Origin of the sequence: Epilithonimonas xixisoli (assembly GCF_004365655.1) — a bacterium.
Classification (GTDB): domain Bacteria; phylum Bacteroidota; class Bacteroidia; order Flavobacteriales; family Weeksellaceae; genus Epilithonimonas; species Epilithonimonas xixisoli.
The window spans coordinates 705,498-731,515 of sequence record NZ_SOEO01000003.1 but is presented as its reverse complement, the minus strand read 5'-3'; the positions used below and the strand labels follow the sequence as shown (position 1 = coordinate 731,515).

The following is a 26,018-nucleotide window of genomic DNA, read 5'->3' as shown; positions in this document are numbered from 1 at the left end:
TCTCTTGAAACTCATCACATTCACAAACAAAGGCATTTATTGTCCACAGGGGAAATTTTATATTGACCCTTGGCGACCTGTTGATTATGCTGTCATTACGCACGGTCACGCAGACCACGCACGATGGGGAATGAAAAAATATCTTTGTCATCATTTCACAAAGCCTATTTTACACCAAAGAATTTCTCCGGACATCGAATGTCAGACTTTGCATTACGGTGAAGTTTTGGATATTAATGGCGTAAAACTTTCAATGCATCCGGCTGGTCACATTATTGGTTCAGCGCAGATTCGTCTGGAATACAAAGGTTACGTGAGCGTGATTTCGGGTGATTACAAAGTTCAGGATGATGGTTTGAGTACGCCTTTTGAATTGGTAAAATGTAATGAATTTGTAACTGAAAGTACTTTTGGACTTCCGATTTACAATTGGTTGGAAGTTGACGAATTGAACAAAAGGATGCAGAATTGGGTTTTGAGGAATCAAGAAAATCAAAAGACTTCTGTGTTCATAGGCTATTCATTAGGTAAAGCCCAGCGAATTATGAAAGCCGTTGAAGGAATGGGAAAAATCCACGTTCACTACTCAATTGGGAAACTGAATAAAGCTTTTGAAGAAGTTGGAATCGTACTTCCGAAGTATGAAACGCCAGATTTCAGGGAAAGTATCAAACACGTTGCCGGCGATATTGTGATTGTTCCGCCTGCATTGTTGGACAGCAATGTCATCAAGAAAATCCCGGACGCGGCGACAGCAATTTGTTCCGGCTGGATGCAGGTTCGTGGTGCCAGAAGATGGCGAAGTATGGATGCCGGTTTTCCGATGAGCGATCACGCCGATTGGAAAGGATTATTGCAAGCCATCAAAGCTACCGAAGCCGAAATTGTTCACGTCACACACGGCCAGACCGAAGTTTTTTCGAAATATTTAAATGAAATCGGAATTAAATCTGATGTTGTGGAAACTTTGTACGGCGATGAGGAAGTTGTTGAAAAAAACGTTGCTGACAACATTGAAATTCAGGAGAATCATTAATCTAACAAAAAAAAATTCGCATAAAAAAAAACGCCACATTTCTCTTGTGACGTTTGTAAACTTTTTATGTAAATGATTTGAAAAAAATCACAATTAATGATAAGCCTTTGCTTCTTGAGGTTCATTTTTTGATGGTAAATTCATCAGAACAATTGCAAGTAATATTAGCACAATTCCGCCCCACTGGATGAGAAGTACTTTTTCTCCCAAGAGCATAAAAGCCATTGTCACAGAGACTGGAAGTTCCAAAGATGAGATGATACTGCCCAATCCCAAACCGGCATTCGGGAAACCCAAATTGAACAAAATTGGTGGAATAACGGTTCCAAATAATGCTAAAATAAAACCATAAGTCCAAAAAATGGAGTAATCAAATGGTCTGATGTGTTCCGTATTTTCGGTAAAATTGAGATAAAAAGATTTTAGTCCATCAAAATACAATGGTCCAATCTGTGCGAAAAACAAGAACAACATTACAATCACCATTCCTCCGGAAAGCATCGTAATACTTTTTCTTAAAACTGGCAAATGCGTCGCTAAAGTGTTGGATGTGAACATTGTCATCGTGAATGATGCTGCTGCAAGCAAACCCCAGAAGATGCCGTGCCAGTCGATCTCAACTTCCATATTGATAAGATTGGTTGCCAACACAGTTCCTATCAAAACAATAATTGTTGCAATGACTTTTCTCGCATTCGGGAATTTTTTGGATATAAAACTTTCTACAACCACACTAAACCACACCGATTGCATTAACAAAACTATGGCGATAGAAACATTGATGTACTGAACTGCGATATAATAAAACAAACTGGTGAAACCCAAAGATGTTCCTGTAATCATCAACATTTTGATTTCTTTTGGGCTTGGTTTTGACAGTTGTTTTTTGGATGTTTTTGTTTGGATCACATTTAGAATCAATAATCCCAAGAACCCCAGAACAAACTGCGCCGTGGTAACTTCCGAAGTGGTGAATCCATCTTTGTAAGACATCTTTACAAAAGTTGCAAGCATCCCATAAATACTGGCTCCAAGACCAACAAACAGAACACCTTTTAGAATATTTTTTTTCTCCATAAATTATTTTCGAGCCGCCAAAATTACGATATTAAAATTGATCTAAAGAATTATAATAAAAAAAGCCACTCTTTGCAGAGTGGCTTGATATTTAAAATGTTGGAAAGTGATTATTTTCCTTCTTCCATTTTTCTTTTCAATTCTGCCAATACATCGATATCACCAAGTGTTGATTTTTCTTCGTTGTTAGAAGAAGATGATGTGTTGCTGTTGTTGTTAGATCTGTTTGAGTTATCTCTTACATTCTTTTTCTCTTCGTCACGGAAGATTCCTGTATGAGAAACTACTACTCTTTTGAATTCTTTGTTGAATTCGATCACCTTGAATTGAGCTTCGTCACCTTTTTTGATTTTAGATCCGTCTTCCTTCTCTAATAATCTTGATGGGCAGAATGCTTCAACTTCTACGTCTTCGAACTGGATAGATGCACCTTTGTCGTGTACTTCAGTCGCTTTTCCAGCGTGTACAGTTCCTTCAGCGTATTTAGTTTCGAATTTATCCCAAGGGTTTTCAGTCAATTGTTTGTGACCTAGAGACAATCTTCTTGCTTGCGTATCAAGTTCCAATACGATAACATCTAATTTATCTCCAACTGCACAGAACTCAGATGGGTGCTTGATCTTCTTAGTCCAAGAAAGGTCTGAGATATAGATCAATCCATCGATTCCTTCTTCCAATTCTACGAATACTCCGAAGTTTGTGAAGTTTCTTACAGTTCCAACGTGTTGAGAACCTACTGGATATTTAGCTTCGATATTTTCCCAAGGATCTTTGTTCAATTGCTTGATACCTAGAGAGATTTTTCTGTCTTCTCTATCCAAAGTCAATACTTCTGCTTCTACCTCATCACCAACTTTTACGAAATCTCCTGCACTTCTCAAGTGAGTAGACCAAGACATTTCAGAAACGTGGATCAATCCTTCTACACCTGGAGCGATCTCTACGAATGCACCATAGTCAGCAAGAACTACTACTTTTCCTTTTACTTTGTCACCAACTTTAAGGTCAGCAGAAAGAGCATCCCAAGGATGAGCCTCTAATTGCTTCATACCCAATTGGATTCTAGTTTTCTCATCATCAAAATCAAGGATAACAACTTTTACAGTTTGTCCGTCTTCCAAGATTTCAGATGGATGATTAACTCTAGACCAAGAAAGGTCTGTAATGTGGATCAATCCGTCAACACCTCCAAGATCTACGAATACACCGTAAGAAGTAATATTCTTAACAGTTCCTTCAAGAACTTGTCCTTTTTCTAATTGACCGATGATCTCTCTTTTTTGACCTTCAAGATCTGCTTCGATAAGCGCTTTGTGAGATACAACTACGTTTTTGAACTCAGGGTTGATTTTCACAACTTTGAACTCCATAGTTTTTCCTACAAACTGATCGTAATCTTTGATTGGTTTAACGTCGATCTGAGAACCTGGCAAGAATGCTTCGATTCCGTGAACATCAACGATCATACCTCCTTTAGTTCTAGATTTTACAAAACCGTTTACGATTTCTCCAGTTTCGTGAAGTTCGTTTACTCTATCCCAAGCTTTAAGCGTTCTAGCTTTTCTGTGAGATAATTGTAATTGTCCTGTTTTGTCCTCTCTTCTGTCAACCATTACCTCAACTTCATCGCCTACTTTAAGACCTTGGTTGTAACGGAATTCGTTAAGAGAAATAACACCTTCAGATTTGAAGTTGATATCTACGATAGCTTCTTTATCAGTTAATCTTACAACTTTCCCGATGATTACATCGTTGTCTGCAAGATTGTTAAGAGAACCGTTGTAGATTTCTTCCAATTCTTTCTTCTCGCTTCTGTCTTCTGCGTTAAGACCTGATTCGAAAGAATCCCAATCAAATTGTTCTGGTGCTACGTTTTGGTTCAAAAGAACCTCTGCTGAATTTGTCTCTTTTGACATTTTCTAAAAAAATTTGTATTCCTAATTACTTCAGACTTTGGCTTTGCTGTGAATCCTGAAAAATATGGAAGATGTTAATTGTTAATGTTTTACTTCGCCGAAAGTGCGTTCACAAAAGTGGTGCAAAATTAAGAAAAATAATTGAAACCAACAATATTTTCAAAGAACTTGAATTTAGTTATAACTTATTGATAGTCAATCAATAATTAAACAAATTATCAGGAGCTATTTCCCGCTATCCACTATTACTCCTCGCGCCAGAGCTTTTCCCATCGCTTGCTGTGGGGTAACCGTTTCTATCGGGGCTATTGATGATGAGCGATAAATGATGAATGATAAAATTTAGAAATGTCGCTATCAACCTCAAACCTTGAACCTACAACCTGAAACTCAAAATCTCTTATCTTTGCAAAATGGAATTACAACCAATATTCGAAAAACTGCAGATTCAAGATATGAATCAAATGCAGAAATCTACATACACCGCTTCTGAAAACGAAACCGACATAATTCTTCTGTCACCAACAGGTTCTGGAAAAACTTTGGCATTTTTGTTTCCTGTTCTTAAAAATTTAAAATCCGATGTAAAAGGAATTCAGGCTTTAATATTAGTTCCAGCGAGAGAATTAGCATTGCAGATTGAGCAGGTCTTCAAATCGATGGGAACAGATTTCAAAGTTTCTATCGCTTACGGCGGACACGACAAAAAAATTGAGGTTAACAATTTGATTGAAGCGCCTGCAGTTTTAATTGGAACGCCCGGAAGAATTGCTTATCACTTAAAAAACGAAAATTTCAATCCGGAAACCATCAAGACTTTGGTTTTGGATGAATTTGATAAAGCTTTAGAATTAGGTTTTCAGGAAGATATGGAATACATAATCGGTTCTTTGACAGGTCTTTCTCAACGGATTTTGACTTCTGCAACGGTGATGGACAATATTCCAAAATTTGTAGAACTTAATCAAGAAAAGAAAATCAACTTCCTTAAAGAAAACGAGTCAAAACCGAACATCCAGCTGAAAAAGGTAATGACGACTCCAGAGGAAAAACTGAACACTTTATTCCAATTAATCTGTAAAATCGGAAACAAAAGAACTTTGATTTTCTGCAATCACAGAGATGCGGTTGACAGAATCTCAGAATTATTAAGAGAAAAAGGAATCCAAAGAGAAACTTTCCACGGCGGAATGGAACAAGACGAGCGTGAACGTGCGCTTTTGAAATTCAGAAATGATTCTGCCAGAATATTAATTACGACAGATTTGGCCTCCAGAGGTTTGGACGTTCCTGAAGTGGAATCTATTGTTCATTATCAATTGCCTCCGAAAGAAGATGCTTTCATCCACAGAAACGGGCGAACGGCGAGAATGAATGCAAAAGGGTTTGCTTATTTAATTATGACTGAGGATGAGAATTTTCCATTCATAAAAAGCAATACGCCAGAAGAAAATGTTTCGGAAGCTAATCGAGTTCCAGAAAGAACACCGAATCAAACGATTTACATCAGCGCAGGAAAAAAAGACAAAGTCAACAAAGTGGATATTGTTGGTTATCTCATCAAAAAAGGACAACTTGAAAAAGACGACATTGGCTTAATCGAGGTAAAAGACACAACTTCTTACGTCGCAGTCAACCGAAAAAAAACCATCGAACTTCTGAAAAAACTCGCCAACGAAAAACTGAAAGGCAAGAAGGTAAAAATAGAAATCGCTTATTAAATAAGCGATTTTTTTTATTGAATTCCGGAAACATTCATTTTTAAAATATAGACAGAATGTGAAGCCGTGATGAACAAAGTGGAATTATTTTCTCCTCCAAAAGTGACGTTCGAAGTCCAATTTTCATCAATTGGAATGTTGGTTATTTTTTCACCTTTATTATTGAAAATCGTCACACCTTTTCCTGTGAGATACAGATTTCCTTGGTTGTCAAGCGTCATTCCGTCGGAACCCATTTCGCAAAAGAGTTTTTTTTCAGATAATTTTCCTTCGCCAAGAATATCATAGACGTAAGTTTTATTGGCATCAATATCAGAAACAAAAAGTTTTTTAAGTTTTTCGGAACCAATGATTCCATTAGGCTGAACGAAAGTTTCCAGTTTTGTGATCGTTCCGTTTTTATTTCGATAATACAAATTTCTCTGTGGAATTTCTTCCTTGAAATTTTTCCAATAATCTCTTTTGTAAAGCGGGTCTGTGAAATAAATTCCGCCAAATTTATCAATCCAAAGATCGTTGGGACCATTTAGTCTTTTGCCTTCAAAACCTTTGGACAGAACTTCGATTTCTTTGTTTTTATTGAATTTCCAGATTTCGCCATTGTCATCCGAACAAGTAATCAGATTGTCATTTTTATCAAAATAAGTTCCGTTGGCGCGTCCGGTTTTATCTAGAAATAATTCGATTTTGTTGGTTTTCCAGTTCCAGAAATAGATTTTGTCATTCGGCTGGTCTGTGAAATAGACATTTCCAAACTTGTCTGAAGCCGGACCTTCCGTAAAAGTAAATTGGCTTGAAAGCAATGTGGGCGGAACTTCAAACAATTTCCCGGTGGAATTCTGAACTTTACAATTCATCAAAACCAACAAAAACCCCATCCAACCAAACTTCAAATACTTTTTCATAAATCAAATTTCTAAAGTTGCAAGTTACAATTTGTGTAAAAGAATTAAAAATAATTATCTTTGAGAATTCGATTTTAATCAATGAAACTCAATCTTCCGGATAAACTTTATTATTCCATTGGCGAAGTTGCCAAAGCTTTTGATGTGAACACGTCTCTCATTCGCTATTGGGAGCAGGAATTTCCCATCATCAAACCGAAGAAAAACAAGAAGGGAAATCGCTATTTCACGCCTTCTGACATTGAGAATTTGAAAATCATTTTCCACCTTGTCAAAGAAAAAGGTTACACTTTGGACGGCGCAAGAGTAGCCTTGACAACCAACACGAAAATCTCAGAAACCATCACGATTATCGACCGATTGGAATTCATAAAAGCGGAACTTTTGAAGTTGAAGAATTCACTTAACGACTAATTTGGGATGCTAAAAAAACTAATTTATATAGTTTTTACTGTGTTTATAATCGAGGAGATAATAATATTTTAGAATCCTATCTTAAATTTCACGATACCGTAATTAAACCTCAAGAACTTAAAGATTTAGTTAGTTGTATACAGGCACTTTTAAATCCTAGAAAAGCAAGATACAGAGCTTTCGAATATTTCTCTTTTGGATTTAATATTCCTCAGATAGGGAAAAATTTGACTTATTACGGTTTGGAAACAAATCTGTAATTAATATTGAGCTAAAATTAAAAGCTACGCCAGATAAAATTAAAGATCAATTAATAAAAAACAGATATTATTTAAGATTTTTAAAATTGGAGTTATATCTTTTCACATATATTTCAAGTGAAAATAAATTTTATAAACTTGACATCCACGACAATGTCATTGAAGTAGACGTACTAATAATAATAAATTTATTAAATAGACAATTTATTGACATCGATTTTAATCTTGGCACTAGTTTCAATCCATCCGATTTTCTTGTTTCTCCTTTTAACTCAACTGATAAGTTTATTAATAATGAATATTTTTTGACAGCTGATCAAGATGAACACAAAAGAAAAATCATTAATGATATTGAAAAGGATAATAAAAGATTCATAGTAGTAAAGGGACAGCCAGGATCCGGTAAGACGTTATTGATTTATGATATAGCAAAATATTTTATTAACAAAAAAAATGCTTGCATAATTCACTATGCAAATTTAAATGAAGGACAAGATAAATTAGTAGAAACTTATAATTGGAATATCGTTTCTATAAAATATTACAGAAATACATTACAAGCTGGTATAGAAGTAATAATTATTGATGAATGCCAAAGAATACGAGTAGATCAATTAAATGAAATAATCCAACACGCAAAACAAAATAATATCGTCATCATTTTTTCATACGATGAAAGACAAGTTTTACAGAAAAGTGAAAAGAGCAGAAATATTCCCAAAATTATAGAGACAAATCTCTTACCTGAAATTCATACTCTTAATGGTAAGATTAGAACTAATAAAGAAATTTCAGCTTTCATTAAATCACTTTTTGATAAAAGTAGACTGATTGAGAAGTATCGATATGATTCAGTAGAGTTACTATATCTCAATAATATGGAAGAAGCAAAATCTTTTATGAAGAGCAATATTGCAGGAGATTGGACAATAATAAATTACACACCATCACTCTATGACACGCACCAATACGAAAAATACTACATCCCAAAAATTGGAACAAAAACTCATAATATCATTGGACAAGAATTTGACAAAGTGGTAGTTGTTATTGATAATGACTTTAAATACGTAAACGATTCTTTAACTTATTCAAAAAGTTGTTATTATAATCCAGAGTATATGCTATATCAAAATATAACACGTGCAAGGAACAAAATTAAGGTAATTGTTATTAACAACACTAATGTTTTGGAACGTTGTTTACAGATTTTAAACATTGAAAAGAAGTAAATCTGAATATATATACTTACGAAATTAAAAAAGCAGAACTTCTAAAGCTCAAAAATTCTTTAAATGATTAGCATTTTACGGATTTCCGTAAAATAGATAGAATTAAGCTTTTTATTTTTGGAGCAAAACACTCCAATGATGCCAAAACTCCCTTTCCAAATCCGGAAAAGGCAACTTGTCAGCCTTGCTATTTTCGGGATTCTTATTGTTTTTTCACAGCTTGCTTTTTCTATTTACAAAAAGAATCAGCATTACGAAAAGCCTCAAATCACTTTCATCACGCCGAAAGTTGAAGAAATTATTCTATCAGAATTCAATCCAAATGATTTGGACGAAAAACAGTGGAAACATCTTGGTTTCACAGAAAAACAAATCAAAACCATTCTCAAATACAAAGAGATTGTCGGCGGAAATTTCAAATCCAAAGAACAATTCAAGAAGTGCTACGCAGTTTCGGAGGAAAAATATCAATCTTTAGAAAATTACATTCTGCTTCCTGAAACTAATTCTGAATTTAAAAATAATCAATTCAGTCACAAACCTTATGAAAAGAAAAAGCTGAACATCAAAGGGAAATTCAATCCAGATTCTTATTCTCAAAAGGATTGGGAAAATCTGGGTTTTTCTGAGAAACAATCGTTGGCAATTTTGAAATATAAAAGTTATCTCGGTGGAAGTTTCATAAGCAAAGAAAAGCTGAAAGAATGCTTTATCATCAATGATGAGCAATTTTCGCAAATGTCGCATTTCTTGATTTTACCTAATAAAACACCGGAAAATCTGGCTAATAAATTTGAGAAAAAGAAGGAAAAAGAAGTGGTGAAAATTAGCGATTATTTTGACCCAAATATTCTAAATTCTCAAGAATGGCAAGCTTTGGGATTCTCTGAAAAACAGGCAAATGTTATCGTCAACTATCGAGACAAAAATCTGCGCGGAAGTTTCAAATCTTTGGAAGATGTTGAAAAATGTTTTGTCATTTCGAAGGAGAAGTTTGAAGAAATGAAACCTTGGATTAAACTTTCGATTCCGGAAAAAGGAAAACAAGTTGAAGAAAAAACTGTCGCTACCGAGAAAACGGATTTTGCTAAAATTGACCTTAACAAAATCAATTTCAAGCAATTGCAAGAATTTGGATTTACAGATAAAGATTCTGCTGGAATCCTAGCTTTCCGAAAGAAACTTGGTGGTTTCATTAATAAAAATCAATTGCTAGAAACTTACGAAATCGACAGAAAAATAGGCGAACGATTAATCTATGTTGCAAAATTGGACAACTCGAATGTCGCAAAATACACACTGGCAAACGCACCAGAAGATTGGCTGAAAAAACATCCTTATTTCAAATTCTCGGCGGACCGAATTATCTTTTACAGAATTACGCATCAGGAAGACAAAAAGATTTGGAAATTTCTTAAGCTAAAACCAGAGTACGAGGAAAAGATGAAGCTCTATATTATTGATGATAAATGATAATTGATAGTTGATGGGTAAAAATTAATTATAAAAAAATCTCGCAGATTTGGCAAATTTGGCAGATTAAAAAAAACGTCTGCTAAATTCGCTAAATCTGCGAGAGATAAATAGTTTTTAAGTTGATAAAATCACTAAAACGTCTTGCTGGAATCTTCTAATAATCCGTTGAGCTCCGACATTTCTTCTGCGGTCAAATCACGCCATTTTCCGACTGGCAAATCGAGTTTGATGTTCATAATTCGGATTCTTTTCAACTTCTTTACTTCGTAATCCAAATGTTCGCACATTCGTCGGATTTGGCGATTGAGACCTTGTGTGAGAACGATTCGAAAATTCATCGTGTCGATTTTTTCGACTTCGCATTTTTTGGTAACCGTGTCCAGAATTGGAACACCGTTTCTCATTTTTTCAAGAAACTTCTCGGTAATCGGTTTGTTGACTCTCACATAATATTCTTTCTCGTGATTGTTTCTCGCTCTCAGGATTTTGTTTACGATATCGCCATCGGAAGTCAAGAGAATCAAACCTTCACTTGGTTTGTCTAATCGTCCGATTGGGAAAATTCGTTTTGGATGGTTGATGTACTCAACAATATTGTTTTTTTCACGTTTCGTATCTGTCGTACAAACGATTCCTACAGGTTTGTTGAAAGCGATGTAAACGAAGTCTTCGTCTTTTGGTTTGCGGATGGTTTTTCCATCTACGAAAATTTCGTCCTCGTCAGAAACTTTGGTTCCCATTTCTGGAACTACGCCATTGATGGTGATTCTTCCCTCTTCCAAAAGTTTGTCGGCCGCTCTTCTGGAGCAAAATCCAACTTCTGACAAATATTTATTGATTCTTATTTTTTCCATTAATCTTTTCCGTAAACTGTGTAATTTTTTTTGCTGAAAATTGTAACTCCTAACGAAACACCTACAAAAACTGCGTTTGAATATTGATAATTCTGACTATAGATAAAAAATCCAAATTCATTATTCAATCTTTTAGAAAAGGAATCCTGATAACCAATCTTCAATCCATAATGCTTCGTGTTATTCACATTCGAATGATTGAATTGCTTGCCATATTCCAATTCTATTGTTCCTTTCCAATCGTCTTTCCCCAAGAGAAATTTAGGTTGTATAACCCAATTCAGAAGATGCTGATTACTGTCTATAAAATTATACCTAATTCCCGTTCCAAAAGCGAAGAATGGCAAAAGATGATAGCCGCCAACGACGCCTATTCCGTAAGTAAAATCATTCGGAAGATAAGGCGCCACATTTTGCTGATAATAAGGCGAATCTTTGTTCTGATTATCTTTTATTGAATTTCCTAGATTGTATCCAATCTGAACATTCGGGCTGATATAAAATCCCATCGTTTTGCTTTTTTCTGATTGTCCGAAAGCAAAAACTGAAAATATTAAGCTTAAAAAAAGTAAATTCTTCTTCATTAAATATTTTATTCTGAAATTTTAAAATCATTATTAATGAAATCCGCCGTCGCATTTTCCACGGAATAATCTCCGATTTTTGTCCTTCTTAATTGTGTAAGATAAGCGCCAACGCCAAGTTCTTGTCCAATGTCGTGCGCTAAACTTCTGATGTAAGTTCCTTTGCTACAACCAACTGTGAAAGAAACAAAGGGAAGATTAATTTCTATTTGATTAAGATAATGTATTGTGGTTTTTCGAGATTTCATTTCCACTTCTGTTCCAGCTCTTGCAAGGTCATACGCACGTTTTCCATCAACTTTCAGTGCTGAAAAAACAGGTGGCTTTTGGTCAATCTCGCCGATGAATTTTTGTAAAGTCTCGTGAATTTGTTCTTCCGTAATATGAGAAAAATCGGTCTGTAAAATCTCTGGTTTCTCAGTATCGTAGGATTCGGTTTGAACACCGATTTTCACTTCTGTCCAATATTCTTTTGGTGCATCTTGGATCTCTGGAATTCTCTTTGTGAATTTACCTGTGCAAACAATCAATAAACCTGTTGCTCTTGGATCCAAAGTTCCCGCGTGGCCAATCTTGAATTTCTTAGGCAATTCTGGAAACTCTCTTTTGAGCTTGTACTTCAACTTATTGACCGCCTGGAAAGAAGTCCAATCCAAAGGTTTGTCCAATAGAAATATGTGTCCGGATTGTAATTCTTCTGATGTCATTTGAGTTGGAGTGTTTGAGAGTTGGAGAGTTTTGTTTTTCAAAGCCTTGTCAAGGTTTGAAACCTTGACAAGGCTGAATATCGTTTTTTAATTATTTGAAATAATTAAAATAAATCAACAATCCAATCCCAACCACGATTCTGTACCAGCCCCAAGGTTTGAAACCGTATTTGTTTAATAGACTGATGAAAGATTTGATTGCAATCCAAGCCACAACAAAAGCCACAATATTTCCAACAATGAAAATCATAATATGATCCTGCGATTGCAAAATCATCTCGTAACCTTTCATTGGTGTTGCAGATTCTTTGCCCCAAGTTTTCACGAAAACGGAATAAAGCGTTACTGCCAACATTGTAGGAACAGCTAAGAAAAATGAAAATTCTGCAGCGGCTTTTCGGGATAATCCTTGCGTCATACCACCAATGATAGAAGCCGCACTCCTACTCGTCCCAGGCATCATCGCCAAACATTGCCAAAATCCGATAATCACAGCTTTCTTGATGGAAATCTCTTTCTCATCGTGGATCACAGGATTTTTGAACCAACTGTCGGCAAACAATAAAACCACACCACCCAAAACCAAAACAGTTGAGATGGCGATTTGATTTCCTAAAACAGATTCGATCAAATCATCAAGAAAAAAACCAATTCCCAAGGCCGGAATAACGGCGAACCCAAGTTTTACATACAACTGCAAATTGTTTACATCAAAAAATTTTTTCCAGTAAGCCACAACCACAGAAAGTATTGCCCCAAACTGGATGGACACTTGAAACATCTTTAGAAATTCGGTTTCTTCCAATCCCATCAAGCTCGCGGCGAAACCCATATGAGCAGTGGAAGAAATTGGCAAATATTCCGTAAGTCCTTCTATGATTGCGATGATGATCGCTTTGATTAAATCCATTATTAGTTTAATTAAAAAAAACTTTGTCAAAGTTTAGAACCCTGACAAAGTTTGTATGTTGAAAATTAAAAATTTAGTCTTTGTTTCTTTTTAGAATCGCGAAAATCTGAACCACGAATCCAGCAATCACAAGAATTGGCGCCAATCTGATTCTTCGGAATGAGAAAATATCGTTGTTCCAGTAGTTCGGATCAAATTTCCCTTCTGGTGTTGTGTTGGCGTCTGGTCCCATCATCAGGACAAATCCCAAGACAATCATACCTAAACCGATCAACATTAATTTAAAATTCTTGCCTCCGAAATAAAAATTGTTTTTCTCCACAGATTCCGAAGGTGTTCCGAATTGATCTGCAGAATATTTATTTTTTGTTTTTTTTGCCATTTTTTAAGAATAATAAAGATCATCCACGTTGCTTCTCAGGAATCTCCAAGTTGCAAAGATAGTACTTGCTATGGTAATGAAAATACCTACCATCAAAATAATGATAATCAACAAAATGTATTGATTTGTATCTTGCACGAAAGGTGTACCAATCTGATTGGTAAAGTAATACCAAAGTCCGCCCAAAGCCAGAATCCCGATGAAAGAACCAATCAATCCGAGAACCAAAGCTTCTTTGATGAAAGGCATCAAAATGAATCTTCGTTTCGCACCAACCAACTGCATCGTTTTGATAATGAACCGCTTAGAAAATATTTTCAGTCGAATTGAATTATTAATCAAAACAATCGCGACAATCAAGAACAAAATTGAAAAAGCCAGAATCCACGTCAAAATTCGGTTCAAATTGTTATAAACATCAATCGTCAATTGATTGTCATTCGCGACATCTTTCACACCGTTGATAGCTTTCAGTTGAGAAACCACGCTGTCAATCTTTGCAGGATCTACAAATTCCGGTTTCAAAGTCACCTCAACAGATGCTGGAAAAATATCTTCTTCGAAAAGCGCATCCGCATCTATTCCCAACTGTTTCTTAGCGAGAACTGTTGCCTGTTGTTTGGAAATATATTTGGCTTGCTTTACATAATTCTGTTGTTTGATTTTTGCAAAAGTCTCTTCTTGAAACTTCATAGTTTTGGCAGAATCCCGCGGATCCAAATATTCCTCGAAATAGGCTTCAACAACCAATTGCTCCTTGATATAATCAGAATATTTCTGAGCATTTATCAAAATCAATCCAAATAAACCTACAAGGAATAAAACCAGTGAAATACTGATAACCACAGTAATATTACTGGATCTGAGTCTGCTTTTATTAAAATCATCAACTGTCTTTGGCATCAAAAAAATTTTTGCTAAAATAGAGAATTTCGTTTAATAAGCGACCTTTCTCACTGTTAATAAAATCATAAATGCGAATGGAAAACGACATTGCTGAATTATCTTTCATAATTAAATATAATCGGCATTTTAATTGTTTAAGGAAAATCACCAAATCAAAATTATGAGACTCATCCGCAAACCATCGGGAAAAAACTTTTCTTACGTCGACAAAAACAACGAGAGGCTGAAAGACAAAGAAAAAATCGAATATATAAAATCATTGGTCATTCCGCCAGCGTGGACTGGCGTGGAAATCACAACCAATAAAAGCGCAAAGATCTTAGTCGTCGGAAGAGACCAAAAAGGGCGAAAACAGTACATTTACAATCCAAAATTCCGAGCGAAAAAAGATGCTGATAAGTTTGATAGAATCCTTCACTTTGCAGAAAGATTGGAACATATGCGACGTGTGACTGGGCAACATCTCAGAAAGAAAAAAATGACTCGGGAAAAAGTTTTGGCGGCGATGGTCAGACTTTTGGACTCAGCTTATTTTCGACCGGGAAGTCCGAAATACACACAGCAAAATCAAAGTTATGGACTTACAACCATTCGTAAAAAACATCTGGAAATTGCAGGTGACGAAATGATTTTTTCTTACAAAGGAAAATCGGGAAAATTTCAAGAAAAACACATTATCAATTCCAAATTAACAAAGGTAATTTCTGAAATTGTAGAATTGCCAGGCTACAGACTTTTCAAATATTATGACAAAGACAACAACTTAATTACCGTTGAAAGTCAAGACCTTAACCAATACATTCGGGAAATAATGGGCGACGAGTTTTCTGCTAAAGATTTCCGAACTTGGGCTGGAACAATGATTGCCGCGGGAATCTTGGACGAACTTGGAATTTGTGAAGAAAAACAACAGAAAGAACTCAAAAAGAGAATCCGAAATGCGATTGTTGCCGTTTCTGAGAAATTAGGAAACACGCCTTCTGTCGCAAGAGATTCTTACATCGATCCGCGAATTTTTGAACATTATAAAAATGGCCACACGGTTCATTATTTCCAAAAAGAAATCAAAAAACTTTTGAAGAAAAATGAAAATCTATCGGAAACCGAAGTTGGCGTTTTGTATATGCTGAAATCAAAATTGAAACCTACGAGAGTTCCAACTGCAAAACCTAAAAAAAATTCACCGAAGCGAAAAAGCAGAATTTCAGCTTGATAAATATTTGAAAACCTTTCCGATTTTACTGATGAGATCGGTTGGCAACATAGCTTCTTTGGAGAATTCTTCTGCACAAAAATCGCCTGCTTTTCCGTGAAGCCACGCGCCGAAAATGCAGGCTTTTCCAATTTCATATTTTTGAGAAATTAATGACGTTAAAATCCCAGTCAAGACATCGCCACTTCCACCTTTTGCCATTCCGGAATTTCCTGTGATGTTGTAGAAAATCTTTCTATCAGGCGTAATGACTGCGGTATGATGATCTTTTAGAATAATGAATATTTGCAACTCTTCGGCTTTGTTTCTTGCCAATTCTAATCTTTCGAAAGAATTCTCAGTTTTGCCAAACAACCTTTCAAATTCCAAAGGATGCGGCGTGATGACGGCGTTTTTTGGAATTAAATTAATCTTATCATTCTCCGCCAAAATATTGAGCGCATCTGCATCTATAACAATTGAATTCTTGTAAGATTTCAAAAATTCAAATAAAGCTTTTTGAGTTTGTATTTCTTTGCCCAAACCTGGTCCGATTCCATAAACTGCTTTATCAACAATCCCTATTTTCTCAATATATTTTTCTCCGGAATCCATAAACATTGCTTCCGGTGCTTGCGATTGCAAAATCAGGTTTGCACATTCTGGCGCAATTGTGAAAGTCAATCCGCTTCCGGTTTTGAGCGCAGATAATGTGGACATCAGTATCGCGCCGACTTTTCTATAACTTCCGCCAACCAAAATACTTTTGCCGAAAGTTCCTTTGTGACTGAATTCTTCGCGAGGTTTGTAAATTTCTCTGATTATATTTTCATCAATCACGAAATAATCAGTTTCTGTTTCATTAATAAAGTCCTGATCCAAATCAATATTCAAAACTTCAATTTTTCCACAGAATTTCCCGGTTTCGGGATGGAGAAAACTCCGTTTGTAAAATTGGAAAGTCAATGTAAAATCTGCTTTTAAAACTGTTGCGTTTTCATCCATTAATTTGTCGGCGTACAACCCAGTCGGAATATCGATTGCTATTTTTTGAATTTTTGTTTGGTTTAATTTATTAATAATCTTTTCAGAATTTCCTGATAATTTTCTGTTCAATCCATAACCAAAAATCGCATCAATGATGACCGTTTTTTCATCTTTCAAAATAGAAAAACTAGAAAAATCTTTAATCTCAATGCCGCTGATTTGTTTTAATTTCTTTAGGTTAATTTTCGCATCCGCAGAAAAATCTTTTTGATTCTCATTAATATAAACCTCAACATCGAAACTTTTCTCATAAAGCATTCTGGCAATCGCAAATCCATCGCCGCCATTGTTTCCGTTTCCGCAGAAAATCAAGAATTTATGAGTTGTTTTAAAATTGTCATTAATCCAATCCGCGCAAGCTTTCGATGCTTTTTCCATTAGATTAATGGAAGAAATTCCCTTTCCGATGGTTGCAGAGTCGCAGGCTTTGATTTGTTGTGCTGTCAGGATTTTCATTTTGATTACTTAAAACTTAACCAAATTTAATTAATAAAATCTTTATGAATTATGAAAAAATAAAGTGTTTTAAATAAAAAAATTATATTTTTGTTTTAACTAACTATAAAAATACAACTATGGGATTTGTAAAAGAATTTAAAGATTTTGCCTTCAAAGGAAATGTGGTAGATCTTGCTGTCGGTGTCATCATTGGTGGAGCGTTTGGTGCCATCGTAAAATCATTGGTTGATGATGTCATCACACCATTGCTACTAACTCCGGCTTTGAAAGCTGCTGGTGCTGAAAATATCAAAGAACTTGCTTGGAATGGCGTAACCTACGGAAATTTCCTTTCCTCTGTTATAAGTTTCTTGGTCATTGCATTTGTTTTGTTCTGGATCATCAAATTAGCCAACAAGGTTAACAAAAAAGAAGAAGCTGCTCCTGCCGGACCATCTTCTACAGATATTTTACTTGCTGAGATCAGAGATGAATTGAAGAAGAAATAATTTTTCTTAAAGCATAAAAAACTCCACCTTTCCGGTGGAGTTTTCTATTTTAAAAGATCAAGTTCCAGAATATTATTATTTTTTTTTATCATTTCTAGCATTTGCTTTTCTTGTGATTTTACAAAATCTGGACCCGTGATTTTATTTCCTGCATCATCCGTCATATAAACATCGCCATCTTTTGCCATTTTTCTGAAATTTGCCATTGGGTCTTTTCTGTAATTTTTGTAAACAGTTTGGTATTTTTTATAATCTATGACAATTGGCTTTTCCCATTCCGAAAGTAGAATATTTCTTTCCAAAACCTTGTTTTTTATTCCCTTCAGTTCCATTTTATGAAAGCCTGATTTATCTTCGATTTTAACAATCAGACCCGGCAAACCGTGAAATTTGTATGGTCCATCCTGAACAGGAATATCTGTAGAGAACCACGCAATCCAGTGTCTGCCTGCAAAATCTGTTTCCGCTTTTTGTACAGACCAGTTTCCAATCTTCTCTTTCTCCGGCAAAATCTTCCAATTCAGTTTCACTTGCTGACTGGCATTGTAAAAAGTCATATCCAAAGTGATAATATGATTCATTTTAAAATCTGGATAAGACTTCAAAATTTTGTAAACAATCACACCTTCCTTACCGGAAGATGGAACTACATCATCATTGTGAGTTGCCATATTTTTTTGGAAATGAACATCCATTATGGAATCATTCTGAAAAACATATTCGCTGTAATATTTTGAGCCTTTTTTGTCAATATCCAAAACCATCAATTCAGATTTTTTGGTTTCCACATCTGTAGAATCTGTCTGAAATTGATAATCATAATAAAATCTCTGACTCTGAGAAAAAACTGAAATTGATACAAATAAAGAAATCAAGAATAGAAAAATTTTCATCGTTATGTTTTTAGTTTACAAATATATTATTTTACGATATCAAGTTCTATTCTATTATTATCCTTTTTGATTTGTGCTTTCAATCTTTCTTCATTTTCCTTCGCAATTTTTGAAGAAGTCCCGTCTTTTCCCGTCATCACTATTGTTGCGCCACCCATTTGCATTTGTCGGATTCCTTTTGTCGGATCATTTTCGTAATCCTTAATTACTTTATGAAATTGTTTGGAATTGACAGCAATTTCTCTAGCCTCGAATACGTTGATGTCCAAATCACCAGTAATATTTTTAATACCCTTCAATTCCATTTTATGAGAACCGTTTTTATCCTCAATTTTGACAATCAAACCAGGTAAACCTTGGAATTTGTACGGCCCATCTTGAATCGGAATCTCTGTAGAGAACCAAGCAATCCAATGTCTTCCAGCAAAATCAGCTTCCGCTTTTTGTGCGTTCCACTCGCCTATTTTTTCTTTTTCTGATGAGATTTTCCAGTTGATTTTTCGATCTTCCGAGATTTTGTACTTGTCCATACCAAGCCTTCTGTGAAGATTAATTTTGTAATCTGGATAAGTTTTGGTCACAGAATATCTCACTTCGCCTTTTCTCATATCAGATGTTATATTAATAGAGCCAGTCGCCGCCAATTGTTTTTCGAGATTGACTTTCATCGCAGAATCTGCATTGAAAACCGTGTAGCTGTAATATTTGGAGCCTTCTTTTGTGGTGTCCAGAAACATCATTTCGGTTTTCACATCTTCCACATTTGTAGAATCTGAAATGAATTTGTACTCGTAAATAAAACGTTTGTTTTGAGCAGTTGCTAAAGTTCCGATGAGCGTAAAAAGTAAAATTAGTTTTTTCATATTTTAATATTAAAAAAGCCGGCGAACCGGCTAAAGTGTTATGAATCTGAAATTATTATTTGGTGACGATTTTCACCGTTTTTTGTTTATTAAAATTATCAATATCAATCCTGGAAATATTACTTGCCGAAAGTTCTTTCATCTCTTCTGGAGATATTTTTTTACCATCCAAAAAGATTTCGGTCTTAGGCTCATTTGAATGAAAAGTTGATACACCATAAAGAGCGGAAGTTTTTTGACTAAGCGGTGTCTTTGTTGCATTGACGCTGATGACCCAAGGACTATTTTGTCGCATTTCTTTGTTTAGCTCCTGTTGTTTTAGCTGAAGTTTTCTTTGCTCTTCCTGTAATTCTTTTCGCTTTTTTTCGATTTCTTTTCTTTTTTTGTCTAGTTTTTTTAATTCTTTTGAAGATAATTTTGTTACTTCCGTAGTCGTAAATGTATCATTGAAATTATACTCAAACTTCGGCAAATCTTTAAATTCTGGAAACTTTGAAGCATCAAAACCGTGAGCTACAGTACCATCTGAGAAAGCATTTTTCCCATACTGATCTTCAATCATTTTTTTAAATTCCTCATCAGTATAAATCTTCCCAAACTTTTCCCCTGCATCTTTTGCGATTTTTTGTGCCTGCTCCAAAAATTTCTGAAATTCTGGCGAGTTAAATTTCATTTCAAACGCTTTTGCACTTTTCTCAGAATCAGCAATTCTTTTTTTGAACTCAGCAGAGTTGATTTTCTTTTCCGTTTCAAATGCAAGCTTTTCAGCATCTGCAATTCTTTTTTTGAACTCAGGAGAATTAACTTTTCTTTCAGTTTCTTTAGCTAATTTCTCTGCATTCGCAATTTTATTTTTAAACTCCGCTGACTTGAATTTAGCTTCAATTTCTTTGCTTCGTTTTTCAATATCCTGATACTTTTTCTGCCATTCCGGAGACTCGTAGATCTTCGCCAATGCTTCCGCATTTTCTTCCAGACCTTTCATATTCTTTTTGTAATTATCAGAATTTACGATGTTTTCCATTTGGCTTGCAAGCGTTTCCATCTCCGTTTCCAAAGCTTTATACTCCGGCGATTCATCTTTTTTGGCTTTTTTCAGCGCAGATAATTCTTTGCCTTTATCAGCCATTTTTTTACTGATCGCCGACATTTTCAAATGATCTTCCTGCAAAGCATCAGAATAAACCCGTGTTTGTCTTTGATGATCCGTTGATAAGTCCTCCAACTCAGAAGTTTGAGGTTTTATAGTGTCATTTTTCAGTTCGTTTACAGCAATTTCAATTGCTTTGTTCGTTTCCGTGATTTCTTTATTTTTTGCATTTACCATATAGGCAAACACCATAAAAAATAAAATTGGTAGCGCAAAAAGTTTGCGTGCGTAGCTGTACTTGGTTTGGTTTTTTGTAAGCATTTTAAGTCTTTTTTTGAGGTTAGATGATAAAAAAGGACTCGTAACAGGAATCACCGACCCAGAGAAATGACTCTCCAAAAGCATCTGCGCAAATGCTCTCGTATCGGATTTTTTCACTGCCTTGTTGTCCGCCAAGTATTCGTGAATAAGATTGATTTCGTTGTTGATAAAATAAAACACAGGATTGAACCAGAAAACAGATTTTACGGTCTGCATCAGTAGTTTGTCCCAACTGTGTTTTTGCTGGATATGAACCATCTCGTGCTTCAAAATCTGCTGTCCCACAGGCGAATCCAATTGAATCGATTGTTTCCAGAAAAGATTTCGAAAGTATGAAAATGGTGCGTTGTTTAAGTTAGTTTGATAGAATTTGATTCCTTCAATCGTCTCATTCGGAAACTGATTTTTGATGGACTGAATTCTAGTAATTCCTAATATTAATCTAATTAAAAGAGCGATTGAAACCACTCCAATAATTGCATAAAAAACTTGATAAATAGTGAGATCATTGGTTGAGTTTTGTAGTTGATTTTGATTGAGTTGACTTAGCAACAAGTAAAAATTCTGATTGGTCTCAATTGTGAAATAAGAAACCTTTATCAGTGGCAGAACCAAGCTGATAATTACCGTCAGCAAAAGGTAAAAACGATTGTAGTGATGAAATGTTTTATCCTTTAAGAATAACAAATAGTAAGCAAACATCACCCCTGAACACAGGATCATTTTGCCCAAATAAAACATAAAAGCTTCCATTAGTCCTTATTTTTAAGTTCATCCAACAAAAGTTCCAGATCTTCTACGCTTATTTCATTTTTTTCTACCAAAAACGAAACTGCATTCGTGTAAGAACCCTCGAAATAGTTTTTCACCAGACTTTTGATGGATCTTCCACTGTAATTTTCTTTACTGATGAGCGGAAAATATTCGTGTTGTCTTCCAAAAGTTTTGTGGCTTACAAAGCCTTTATCCATAAGGATTTTAAGGATTGTAGAAATGGTATTGGTGTGCGGTTTTGGCTCTGGGAACAATTCTAAAACGTCTTTCAAGAATCCTTTCTCTATTTGCCAAAGATACTGCATCACCTGCTCTTCTGCTTTGGTTAACTTATTCATAATCTTTACTTTTAAAAACAATCAATCTTATATCACTAAAAACTTAGTAATACAAATGTAGGATTAATTTTCATTCGTACAACTATTTTTATAGTTAAAAGACGTTAAAAAATATAACATACTGATATTCAATTATTAAATAATTTATTAATATAAATTTAATTTTAAACTTGCCTTGTAACAGAAAAGCTGTATCTTTGCACCGCGAGGTAGAGCAGTAGGTAGCTCGTCGGGCTCATAACCCGGAGGTCGCACGTTCGAGTCGTGTCCTCGCAACCAAATCAAGAGAATCACAGTGTGGTTCTCTTTTTTTTGTACCTCATCAACTAGATATTTGTCTACCACTTCCAATTTTGGTAAACAAGAATTTAATTCCCCTCTTTTTATTAAATTCATTTTTCATTAAAAATTCTGTTTTAATTATTTTTCAATTACAGTTGAAGAAAAAAATAAAAAATCACATTCGCTTGCCTCGTAATAAAAAATTTGTATCTTTGCACCGCGAGGTAGAGCAGTAGGTAGCTCGTCGGGCTCATAACCCGGAGGTCGCACGTTCGAGTCGTGTCCTCGCAACCAACAAGAGAATCACAAAAGTGATTCTCTTTTTTTTTAATAGTTATTTAATTCTTTTCTTTTCCACATTGAAATAAATCTGCATAAAATACATTTTGTTGGTATTATTTCATTGATGTTATAAAATGGAAAAATGCAATCTGAAAATATATATGCTAATGTGTCATCATTTTCATCTTTAAAATATATAATTTTTTTTTATTATAATTTTTTCTTCAGTTTTTTCATAAAATCCACTTTTTAGAATTTCGATAAATAGTTCCACTATTAACTGGTTTAAATTCCTATTTTTCATTGTATAAATTTTAAACACCAAAATTACTAAGAGAGATACGCATATCCATTTTTGCTAAATTATTTTGCAAATACTATCTTTAATCAATACCTTTGATTATGGCAAAAATTCTGAAAATATATCCGCAAAATCCGCAAGAAAACTTGATAGACGAAGCTGTCAAAGTTTTGCAAAATGGCGGTGTAATCATCTACCCTTCTGATACAATTTATACAATTGGTTGTGATATTTACAATCATAAAGCGATGGAAAGACTGGCGCAAATCAAAGGAATCAAGATTGATAAGCATAAATTTTCTATCATTTGTAATGACCTCAGCCATCTTTCAGAATTCACAAAACCGATAGAAACTTCGACTTTCAGATTTTTGAAAAACCATTTGCCTGGCGCTTTCACGTTTATTTTGGAAGCCAACAGAAATCTCCCCACTTCTTACAAAGGTCACAAAACCGTCGGAATCCGAGTTCCGGACCATATCGTTCCGCAAATGATTGTTGAAAAATTGGGTCATCCGATTGTTTCTACATCCATTCATTCTGATGATGAGATTTTGGAATATTCTACAGACCCAGAACTGATTGCCGAGAAATATGACAAATTGGTTGACCTCGTTATCGATTCTGGTTATGGTGATAATACCGCTTCTACAATTGTTGATTTGACTTCCGGAGAGCCAGAAATTCTTCGACAAGGGAAAGGAATTTTGTAATATTTTAATAATTTGGGCGTCTTTTCCGCCTTCCACTCCCACTCTTTTTGCCAAGGCTTTTCCAGCCACAAAAAAGGAGTTCCGTTCAAGTCGGGACGCAAGTGATTTTGAAACATTAGACGATAATTTATAACTAGTTATGAAATTCATTACATCTCCAGCAAAATTGATGAATGTAGAAAATTCAACAGAATTTTTGAAACCTACGACTCCGAAATTCATCAAGGATTCTGAATTTATTCAATCTTTTTTAAAAGAAAAATCGCCAAAATTTTTATCTGAGTTGATGGAAATTTCGCCAAAATTGGCGGATGAAAACTGGGAACGAAATCAGAAATGGAGCGCGAAACCAACGGCAAAAAACTCAGCTCCGGCAATGTTTGCTTTCACTGGCGAAGTTTACCGAGGTTTGGAAGCAAAAACACTTGACCAAAAAGCAGTTGATTATCTTCAGAAAAATTACAGAATGCTTTCCGGACTTTACGGATTGCTGAAACCATCGGACAAAGTGATGCTTTACAGATTGGAAATGGGAAGACATTTTGAGTTTGATTCTTATAAAAACCTATACGAATTCTGGACAGAAAAAGTCACGGAACAATTGAATTCTGAACTTAAAAAAGGTGAATTGGTCTTCAATCTTGCCAGCTCAGAGTACATCAAAGTTGTCAATCGGAAAAAGCTAAAAAGTCAAGTGATTGATTTTGATTTTAAACAAATCCAACCCGATGGAAAACTAAAAACCATCGTGGTTTATACCAAACACGCCAGAGGACTTTTGCTCCGTTTCTGTGCGGAAAATAATGTTCAAAATTTGGATGAATTAAAGGCTTTTAATTATGAGAATTATTTGATTGATGAAAAGCTTTCGACTGAAACTAATTTGGTTTTTACAAGATGATTTAATAACCAATATTTCAGTACTTCGCACTTGTATTTCCTTTCAAATGGATTTTCTACCAGCATTTCAGTGCTTCGCACTTTTTATCATAAATCTATAAAATGACTATTTTTCAAATCAAAATTTTCTTTCAAGATGAGCTTTCTAAGATTTATTCCAAATCTGAGATTGAGGAATTGTTCTCGATTTTTTGTGAATATTTTTTGAATTTGAACAAAATTGAATTGCGACATAATCTTGATAAAAATTTATCTGAAAGTGATTCTAATCAATTATCAAAAGCAATTTCGGAATTGAAAACAGGGAAACCTTTTCAACAAATCCTTGGCGAAACGGAATTTTATGGTATGAAATTTTTCGTCAACGAACACGTTTTGATTCCAAGACCAGAAACGGAGGAACTTCTGGAGTTAGCTATTAGAAAGATACAAGAGAAAATTAAAAAGAATCGAATCTCTAATAATGAGCTTCGAGAGCCTCAGCCTGACAACTCTGAAACCCTCAAACCCTCAAACCCTCAAACTCTCCTACTCTCCCACTCTCCTACTAAAATCCTAGATATTGGAACGGGAAGCGGAATTATCCCGATTGTTTTGAAGAAGTATTTTCCTGATGCGGAAGTGACTGCGATTGATATTTCGAACGATGCTTTGGAAGTTGCGAGAAGGAATGCAAACTTTCATCAAACTGAAATTAATTTCATAAATAAAGATTATCTGAATGAAATCTTCGACTCCGCTCAGACTGACAAAGAAATTTATGATATTATAATTAGCAATCCGCCATACATCGGGATTGAAGAAAATCCTGAGATTGAGGTTTCTGTGAAAGACTTTGAACCGAATTTGGCGCTCTTCTCTCCTACTTCGGATGCTTTGATTTTCTATAGAAAAATTGCAGAAGATTGCAAAAATCATTTGGCTGAAAATGGATTTTTATTTTTGGAAATTAATCAGAAATTGGGATTGGAAACTTTCGAATTGTACAAAGATGGATTTTCTGAGGTTGAACTCTTGAAAGATATTTCGGGGAATGACAGAATGATTTTTGGAAGGAAATAATGATGGAAATAAAAACTCACGACTTCAACGATACAAAAATTGCAGAAATTATTTCAGATGAAATGATTATCAATTCTGCGGAAGATGCGTTGGATTTGGTTGGAAATATTTATTATCAAGGTTTTGATAAAGTGATAATTTCTGAGAAAAATTTTACGCCCGATTTCTTTGATTTGAAAAACAAATTGGCTGGTGATGTTTTACAAAAGTTTTCAAACTACAGAATTCGTTTGGCGATTATTGGTGATTTTGAAAAATATGAGAGTCAGAGTTTGAGAGATTTTATTTTCGAAAGTAATAAGGGAAGACAGATTAATTTTGTTGGAAAGCTTTCTGAAGCTCTATAAAAACTGTCATATTTTTGGACTTTGGAAATCTCGCAGATTAATCAGATTTTTTTGATATTCTTGATTTATTGGATTTTTTAATCGTGAAAAGAATAGCAAAACCTCAACATAGCCCCGATGGGAACGGCATCCTTTTTTGTGATTGCGAAAAAAATGTTTGATTGGATTGATTATCGTCGCTCGCAATCACAAAAAAGATATAGTGGACAGCGGGTTGGAATGGTGAAACAAAAATGGAATCGTCTTGCTCCTGAATATAAAAGATGAATGATAGGTGATAAATGAT

26 protein-coding genes and 2 tRNA genes are annotated in these 26,018 nt (G+C 34.8%); 14 read left to right on the top strand and 14 right to left on the bottom strand.

Annotated elements, in window-relative coordinates; genetic code table 11:
- Nucleotides 1-4 precede the first annotated feature (4 nt).
- Nucleotides 5-1,036 carry a ligase-associated DNA damage response exonuclease gene (locus B0I22_RS15320; RefSeq protein WP_133946333.1) on the top strand — a complete coding sequence of 344 codons (1,032 nt, stop codon included), beginning with the start codon at nt 5-7 and terminating at the stop codon, nt 1,034-1,036.
- A gap of 93 nt (nt 1,037-1,129) precedes the next feature.
- On the opposite strand, the gene B0I22_RS15315 is transcribed toward B0I22_RS15320, so the two are convergent.
- Nucleotides 1,130-2,113 (bottom strand): EamA family transporter, encoded by a 984-nt coding sequence (locus B0I22_RS15315; protein WP_133946331.1) that lies wholly within the window; start codon nt 2,111-2,113, stop codon nt 1,130-1,132.
- A gap of 110 nt (nt 2,114-2,223) precedes the next feature.
- A complete protein-coding gene (gene rpsA / locus B0I22_RS15310; RefSeq protein ID WP_133946330.1) occupies nt 2,224-4,029 on the bottom strand; it encodes a 30S ribosomal protein S1 in 1,806 nt (601 codons plus the stop codon).
- 413 nt (nt 4,030-4,442) lie between these two features.
- On the opposite strand from rpsA, the gene B0I22_RS15305 reads away from it, so the two are divergent.
- The gene (locus B0I22_RS15305) at nt 4,443-5,750 is read left to right on the top strand and encodes a DEAD/DEAH box helicase (protein WP_133946328.1); all 1,308 of its coding nucleotides are present in this window, start codon (nt 4,443-4,445) and stop codon (nt 5,748-5,750) included.
- Nucleotides 5,751-5,764: 14 nt separating this feature from the next.
- On the opposite strand, the gene B0I22_RS15300 is transcribed toward B0I22_RS15305, so the two are convergent.
- The gene (locus tag B0I22_RS15300) at nt 5,765-6,655 is read right to left on the bottom strand and encodes an SMP-30/gluconolactonase/LRE family protein (protein ID WP_133946326.1); all 891 of its coding nucleotides are present in this window, start codon (nt 6,653-6,655) and stop codon (nt 5,765-5,767) included.
- A gap of 81 nt (nt 6,656-6,736) precedes the next feature.
- Here B0I22_RS15300 and B0I22_RS15295 point away from each other — a divergent pair, with 81 nt between their 5' ends.
- The 3 genes from B0I22_RS15295 to B0I22_RS15285 all read left to right on the top strand — a co-directional run bounded on the left by B0I22_RS15295 (nt 6,737) and on the right by B0I22_RS15285 (nt 10,034).
- Nucleotides 6,737-7,069 (top strand): MerR family transcriptional regulator, encoded by a 333-nt coding sequence (locus tag B0I22_RS15295; RefSeq protein ID WP_133946325.1) that lies wholly within the window; start codon nt 6,737-6,739, stop codon nt 7,067-7,069.
- Nucleotides 7,070-7,415: 346 nt separating this feature from the next.
- Nucleotides 7,416-8,561, top strand: a complete 1,146-nt coding sequence (locus tag B0I22_RS15290; RefSeq protein WP_166668253.1) for a DNA/RNA helicase domain-containing protein — start codon at nt 7,416-7,418, stop codon at nt 8,559-8,561.
- Between the two features lie 135 nt (nt 8,562-8,696).
- Nucleotides 8,697-10,034 carry a ComEA family DNA-binding protein gene (locus B0I22_RS15285; RefSeq protein ID WP_133946321.1) on the top strand — a complete coding sequence of 446 codons (1,338 nt, stop codon included), beginning with the start codon at nt 8,697-8,699 and terminating at the stop codon, nt 10,032-10,034.
- Between the two features lie 134 nt (nt 10,035-10,168).
- Here B0I22_RS15285 and rluF read toward each other — a convergent pair whose 3' ends face one another.
- The 6 genes from rluF to B0I22_RS15255 form a co-directional block, all read right to left on the bottom strand.
- The gene (gene rluF / locus B0I22_RS15280) at nt 10,169-10,891 is read right to left on the bottom strand and encodes a 23S rRNA pseudouridine(2604) synthase RluF (RefSeq protein ID WP_133946319.1); all 723 of its coding nucleotides are present in this window, start codon (nt 10,889-10,891) and stop codon (nt 10,169-10,171) included.
- Complete coding sequence (locus B0I22_RS15275) at nt 10,891-11,475, bottom strand: hypothetical protein (protein ID WP_133946318.1); 585 nt, start codon at nt 11,473-11,475, stop codon at nt 10,891-10,893. The genes rluF and B0I22_RS15275 overlap by 1 nt, the downstream gene beginning before the upstream one ends.
- 8 nt (nt 11,476-11,483) lie before the next feature.
- Complete coding sequence (gene truB / locus B0I22_RS15270; RefSeq protein WP_133946316.1) at nt 11,484-12,182, bottom strand: tRNA pseudouridine(55) synthase TruB; 699 nt, start codon at nt 12,180-12,182, stop codon at nt 11,484-11,486.
- Nucleotides 12,183-12,273: 91 nt separating this feature from the next.
- Complete coding sequence (locus B0I22_RS15265) at nt 12,274-13,092, bottom strand: undecaprenyl-diphosphate phosphatase (RefSeq protein ID WP_133946314.1); 819 nt, start codon at nt 13,090-13,092, stop codon at nt 12,274-12,276.
- A 73-nt stretch (nt 13,093-13,165) separates the two neighbouring features.
- A complete protein-coding gene (locus B0I22_RS15260; protein WP_133946313.1) occupies nt 13,166-13,474 on the bottom strand; it encodes a DUF3098 domain-containing protein in 309 nt (102 codons plus the stop codon).
- A gap of 3 nt (nt 13,475-13,477) precedes the next feature.
- Nucleotides 13,478-14,377 (bottom strand): cell division protein FtsX, encoded by a 900-nt coding sequence (locus B0I22_RS15255; RefSeq protein ID WP_133946311.1) that lies wholly within the window; start codon nt 14,375-14,377, stop codon nt 13,478-13,480.
- A 163-nt stretch (nt 14,378-14,540) separates the two neighbouring features.
- On the opposite strand from B0I22_RS15255, the gene B0I22_RS15250 reads away from it, so the two are divergent.
- Nucleotides 14,541-15,593, top strand: coding sequence for a DNA topoisomerase IB (locus tag B0I22_RS15250; protein WP_133946309.1), 1,053 nt, complete (start codon nt 14,541-14,543; stop codon nt 15,591-15,593).
- Here B0I22_RS15250 and B0I22_RS15245 read toward each other — a convergent pair.
- Nucleotides 15,585-17,075: an NAD(P)H-hydrate dehydratase gene (locus tag B0I22_RS15245; protein WP_133946308.1), complete on the bottom strand. Its 1,491-nt coding sequence runs from the start codon at nt 17,073-17,075 to the stop codon at nt 15,585-15,587. The two genes, B0I22_RS15250 and B0I22_RS15245, sit on opposite strands and share 9 nt — an antisense overlap.
- Nucleotides 17,076-17,194: 119 nt before the next feature.
- Between B0I22_RS15245 and mscL the strand changes: the two genes are divergently transcribed.
- The gene (mscL, locus tag B0I22_RS15240; RefSeq protein ID WP_133946306.1) at nt 17,195-17,566 is read left to right on the top strand and encodes a large conductance mechanosensitive channel protein MscL; all 372 of its coding nucleotides are present in this window, start codon (nt 17,195-17,197) and stop codon (nt 17,564-17,566) included.
- A 44-nt stretch (nt 17,567-17,610) separates the two neighbouring features.
- On the opposite strand, the gene B0I22_RS15235 is transcribed toward mscL, so the two are convergent.
- From B0I22_RS15235 to B0I22_RS15220, 4 genes are all read right to left on the bottom strand, one after another.
- Nucleotides 17,611-18,459, bottom strand: coding sequence for a GLPGLI family protein (locus tag B0I22_RS15235; RefSeq protein ID WP_133946305.1), 849 nt, complete (start codon nt 18,457-18,459; stop codon nt 17,611-17,613).
- A gap of 26 nt (nt 18,460-18,485) precedes the next feature.
- The gene (locus B0I22_RS15230; protein WP_133946304.1) at nt 18,486-19,322 is read right to left on the bottom strand and encodes a GLPGLI family protein; all 837 of its coding nucleotides are present in this window, start codon (nt 19,320-19,322) and stop codon (nt 18,486-18,488) included.
- 55 nt (nt 19,323-19,377) lie between these two features.
- Complete coding sequence (locus B0I22_RS15225) at nt 19,378-21,369, bottom strand: M56 family metallopeptidase (protein WP_166668252.1); 1,992 nt, start codon at nt 21,367-21,369, stop codon at nt 19,378-19,380.
- A 116-nt stretch (nt 21,370-21,485) separates the two neighbouring features.
- Complete coding sequence (locus tag B0I22_RS15220) at nt 21,486-21,845, bottom strand: BlaI/MecI/CopY family transcriptional regulator (protein ID WP_133946300.1); 360 nt, start codon at nt 21,843-21,845, stop codon at nt 21,486-21,488.
- Nucleotides 21,846-22,048: 203 nt separating this feature from the next.
- Between B0I22_RS15220 and B0I22_RS15215 the strand changes: the two genes are divergently transcribed.
- The 7 genes from B0I22_RS15215 to B0I22_RS16200 all read left to right on the top strand — a co-directional run bounded on the left by B0I22_RS15215 (nt 22,049) and on the right by B0I22_RS16200 (nt 25,999).
- Nucleotides 22,049-22,124: transfer RNA gene (locus tag B0I22_RS15215), tRNA-Met, on the top strand.
- 221 nt (nt 22,125-22,345) lie between these two features.
- Nucleotides 22,346-22,421: transfer RNA gene (locus B0I22_RS15210), tRNA-Met, on the top strand.
- Between the two features lie 390 nt (nt 22,422-22,811).
- On the top strand, nt 22,812-23,423 hold the full coding sequence (locus B0I22_RS15205) for an L-threonylcarbamoyladenylate synthase (RefSeq protein ID WP_133946298.1): 612 nt from the start codon (nt 22,812-22,814) through the stop codon (nt 23,421-23,423).
- 139 nt (nt 23,424-23,562) lie between these two features.
- The gene (locus B0I22_RS15200; protein WP_133946296.1) at nt 23,563-24,324 is read left to right on the top strand and encodes a YaaA family protein; all 762 of its coding nucleotides are present in this window, start codon (nt 23,563-23,565) and stop codon (nt 24,322-24,324) included.
- Nucleotides 24,325-24,425: 101 nt separating this feature from the next.
- Nucleotides 24,426-25,385, top strand: coding sequence for a peptide chain release factor N(5)-glutamine methyltransferase (gene prmC, locus B0I22_RS15195; protein WP_133946294.1), 960 nt, complete (start codon nt 24,426-24,428; stop codon nt 25,383-25,385).
- Nucleotides 25,385-25,732: a DUF4180 domain-containing protein gene (locus B0I22_RS15190; protein ID WP_425459599.1), complete on the top strand. Its 348-nt coding sequence runs from the start codon at nt 25,385-25,387 to the stop codon at nt 25,730-25,732. The genes prmC and B0I22_RS15190 overlap by 1 nt, the downstream gene beginning before the upstream one ends.
- 117 nt (nt 25,733-25,849) lie before the next feature.
- The gene (locus B0I22_RS16200; RefSeq protein WP_166668251.1) at nt 25,850-25,999 is read left to right on the top strand and encodes a hypothetical protein; all 150 of its coding nucleotides are present in this window, start codon (nt 25,850-25,852) and stop codon (nt 25,997-25,999) included.
- Nucleotides 26,000-26,018: the final 19 nt, after the last annotated feature.

Coding starts and splice junctions, on each gene's coding strand:
- B0I22_RS15315 (WP_133946331.1), bottom strand. CDS start 2,113: ATGGAGAAAAAAAATATTCTAAAAGGTGTTCTGTTTGTTGGTCTTGGA.
- rpsA (WP_133946330.1), bottom strand. CDS start 4,029: ATGTCAAAAGAGACAAATTCAGCAGAGGTTCTTTTGAACCAAAACGTA.
- B0I22_RS15305 (WP_133946328.1), top strand. CDS start 4,443: ATGGAATTACAACCAATATTCGAAAAACTGCAGATTCAAGATATGAAT.
- B0I22_RS15300 (WP_133946326.1), bottom strand. CDS start 6,655: ATGAAAAAGTATTTGAAGTTTGGTTGGATGGGGTTTTTGTTGGTTTTG.
- B0I22_RS15295 (WP_133946325.1), top strand. CDS start 6,737: ATGAAACTCAATCTTCCGGATAAACTTTATTATTCCATTGGCGAAGTT.
- B0I22_RS15285 (WP_133946321.1), top strand. CDS start 8,697: ATGATGCCAAAACTCCCTTTCCAAATCCGGAAAAGGCAACTTGTCAGC.
- rluF (WP_133946319.1), bottom strand. CDS start 10,891: ATGGAAAAAATAAGAATCAATAAATATTTGTCAGAAGTTGGATTTTGC.
- B0I22_RS15275 (WP_133946318.1), bottom strand. CDS start 11,475: ATGAAGAAGAATTTACTTTTTTTAAGCTTAATATTTTCAGTTTTTGCT.
- truB (WP_133946316.1), bottom strand. CDS start 12,182: ATGACATCAGAAGAATTACAATCCGGACACATATTTCTATTGGACAAA.
- B0I22_RS15265 (WP_133946314.1), bottom strand. CDS start 13,092: ATGGATTTAATCAAAGCGATCATCATCGCAATCATAGAAGGACTTACG.
- B0I22_RS15260 (WP_133946313.1), bottom strand. CDS start 13,474: ATGGCAAAAAAAACAAAAAATAAATATTCTGCAGATCAATTCGGAACA.
- B0I22_RS15255 (WP_133946311.1), bottom strand. CDS start 14,377: ATGCCAAAGACAGTTGATGATTTTAATAAAAGCAGACTCAGATCCAGT.
- B0I22_RS15250 (WP_133946309.1), top strand. CDS start 14,541: ATGAGACTCATCCGCAAACCATCGGGAAAAAACTTTTCTTACGTCGAC.
- B0I22_RS15245 (WP_133946308.1), bottom strand. CDS start 17,075: ATGAAAATCCTGACAGCACAACAAATCAAAGCCTGCGACTCTGCAACC.
- mscL (WP_133946306.1), top strand. CDS start 17,195: ATGGGATTTGTAAAAGAATTTAAAGATTTTGCCTTCAAAGGAAATGTG.
- B0I22_RS15235 (WP_133946305.1), bottom strand. CDS start 18,459: ATGAAAATTTTTCTATTCTTGATTTCTTTATTTGTATCAATTTCAGTT.
- B0I22_RS15230 (WP_133946304.1), bottom strand. CDS start 19,322: ATGAAAAAACTAATTTTACTTTTTACGCTCATCGGAACTTTAGCAACT.
- B0I22_RS15220 (WP_133946300.1), bottom strand. CDS start 21,845: ATGAATAAGTTAACCAAAGCAGAAGAGCAGGTGATGCAGTATCTTTGG.
- B0I22_RS15205 (WP_133946298.1), top strand. CDS start 22,812: ATGGCAAAAATTCTGAAAATATATCCGCAAAATCCGCAAGAAAACTTG.
- B0I22_RS15200 (WP_133946296.1), top strand. CDS start 23,563: ATGAAATTCATTACATCTCCAGCAAAATTGATGAATGTAGAAAATTCA.
- prmC (WP_133946294.1), top strand. CDS start 24,426: ATGACTATTTTTCAAATCAAAATTTTCTTTCAAGATGAGCTTTCTAAG.
- B0I22_RS15190 (WP_425459599.1), top strand. CDS start 25,385: ATGATGGAAATAAAAACTCACGACTTCAACGATACAAAAATTGCAGAA.
- B0I22_RS16200 (WP_166668251.1), top strand. CDS start 25,850: ATGGGAACGGCATCCTTTTTTGTGATTGCGAAAAAAATGTTTGATTGG.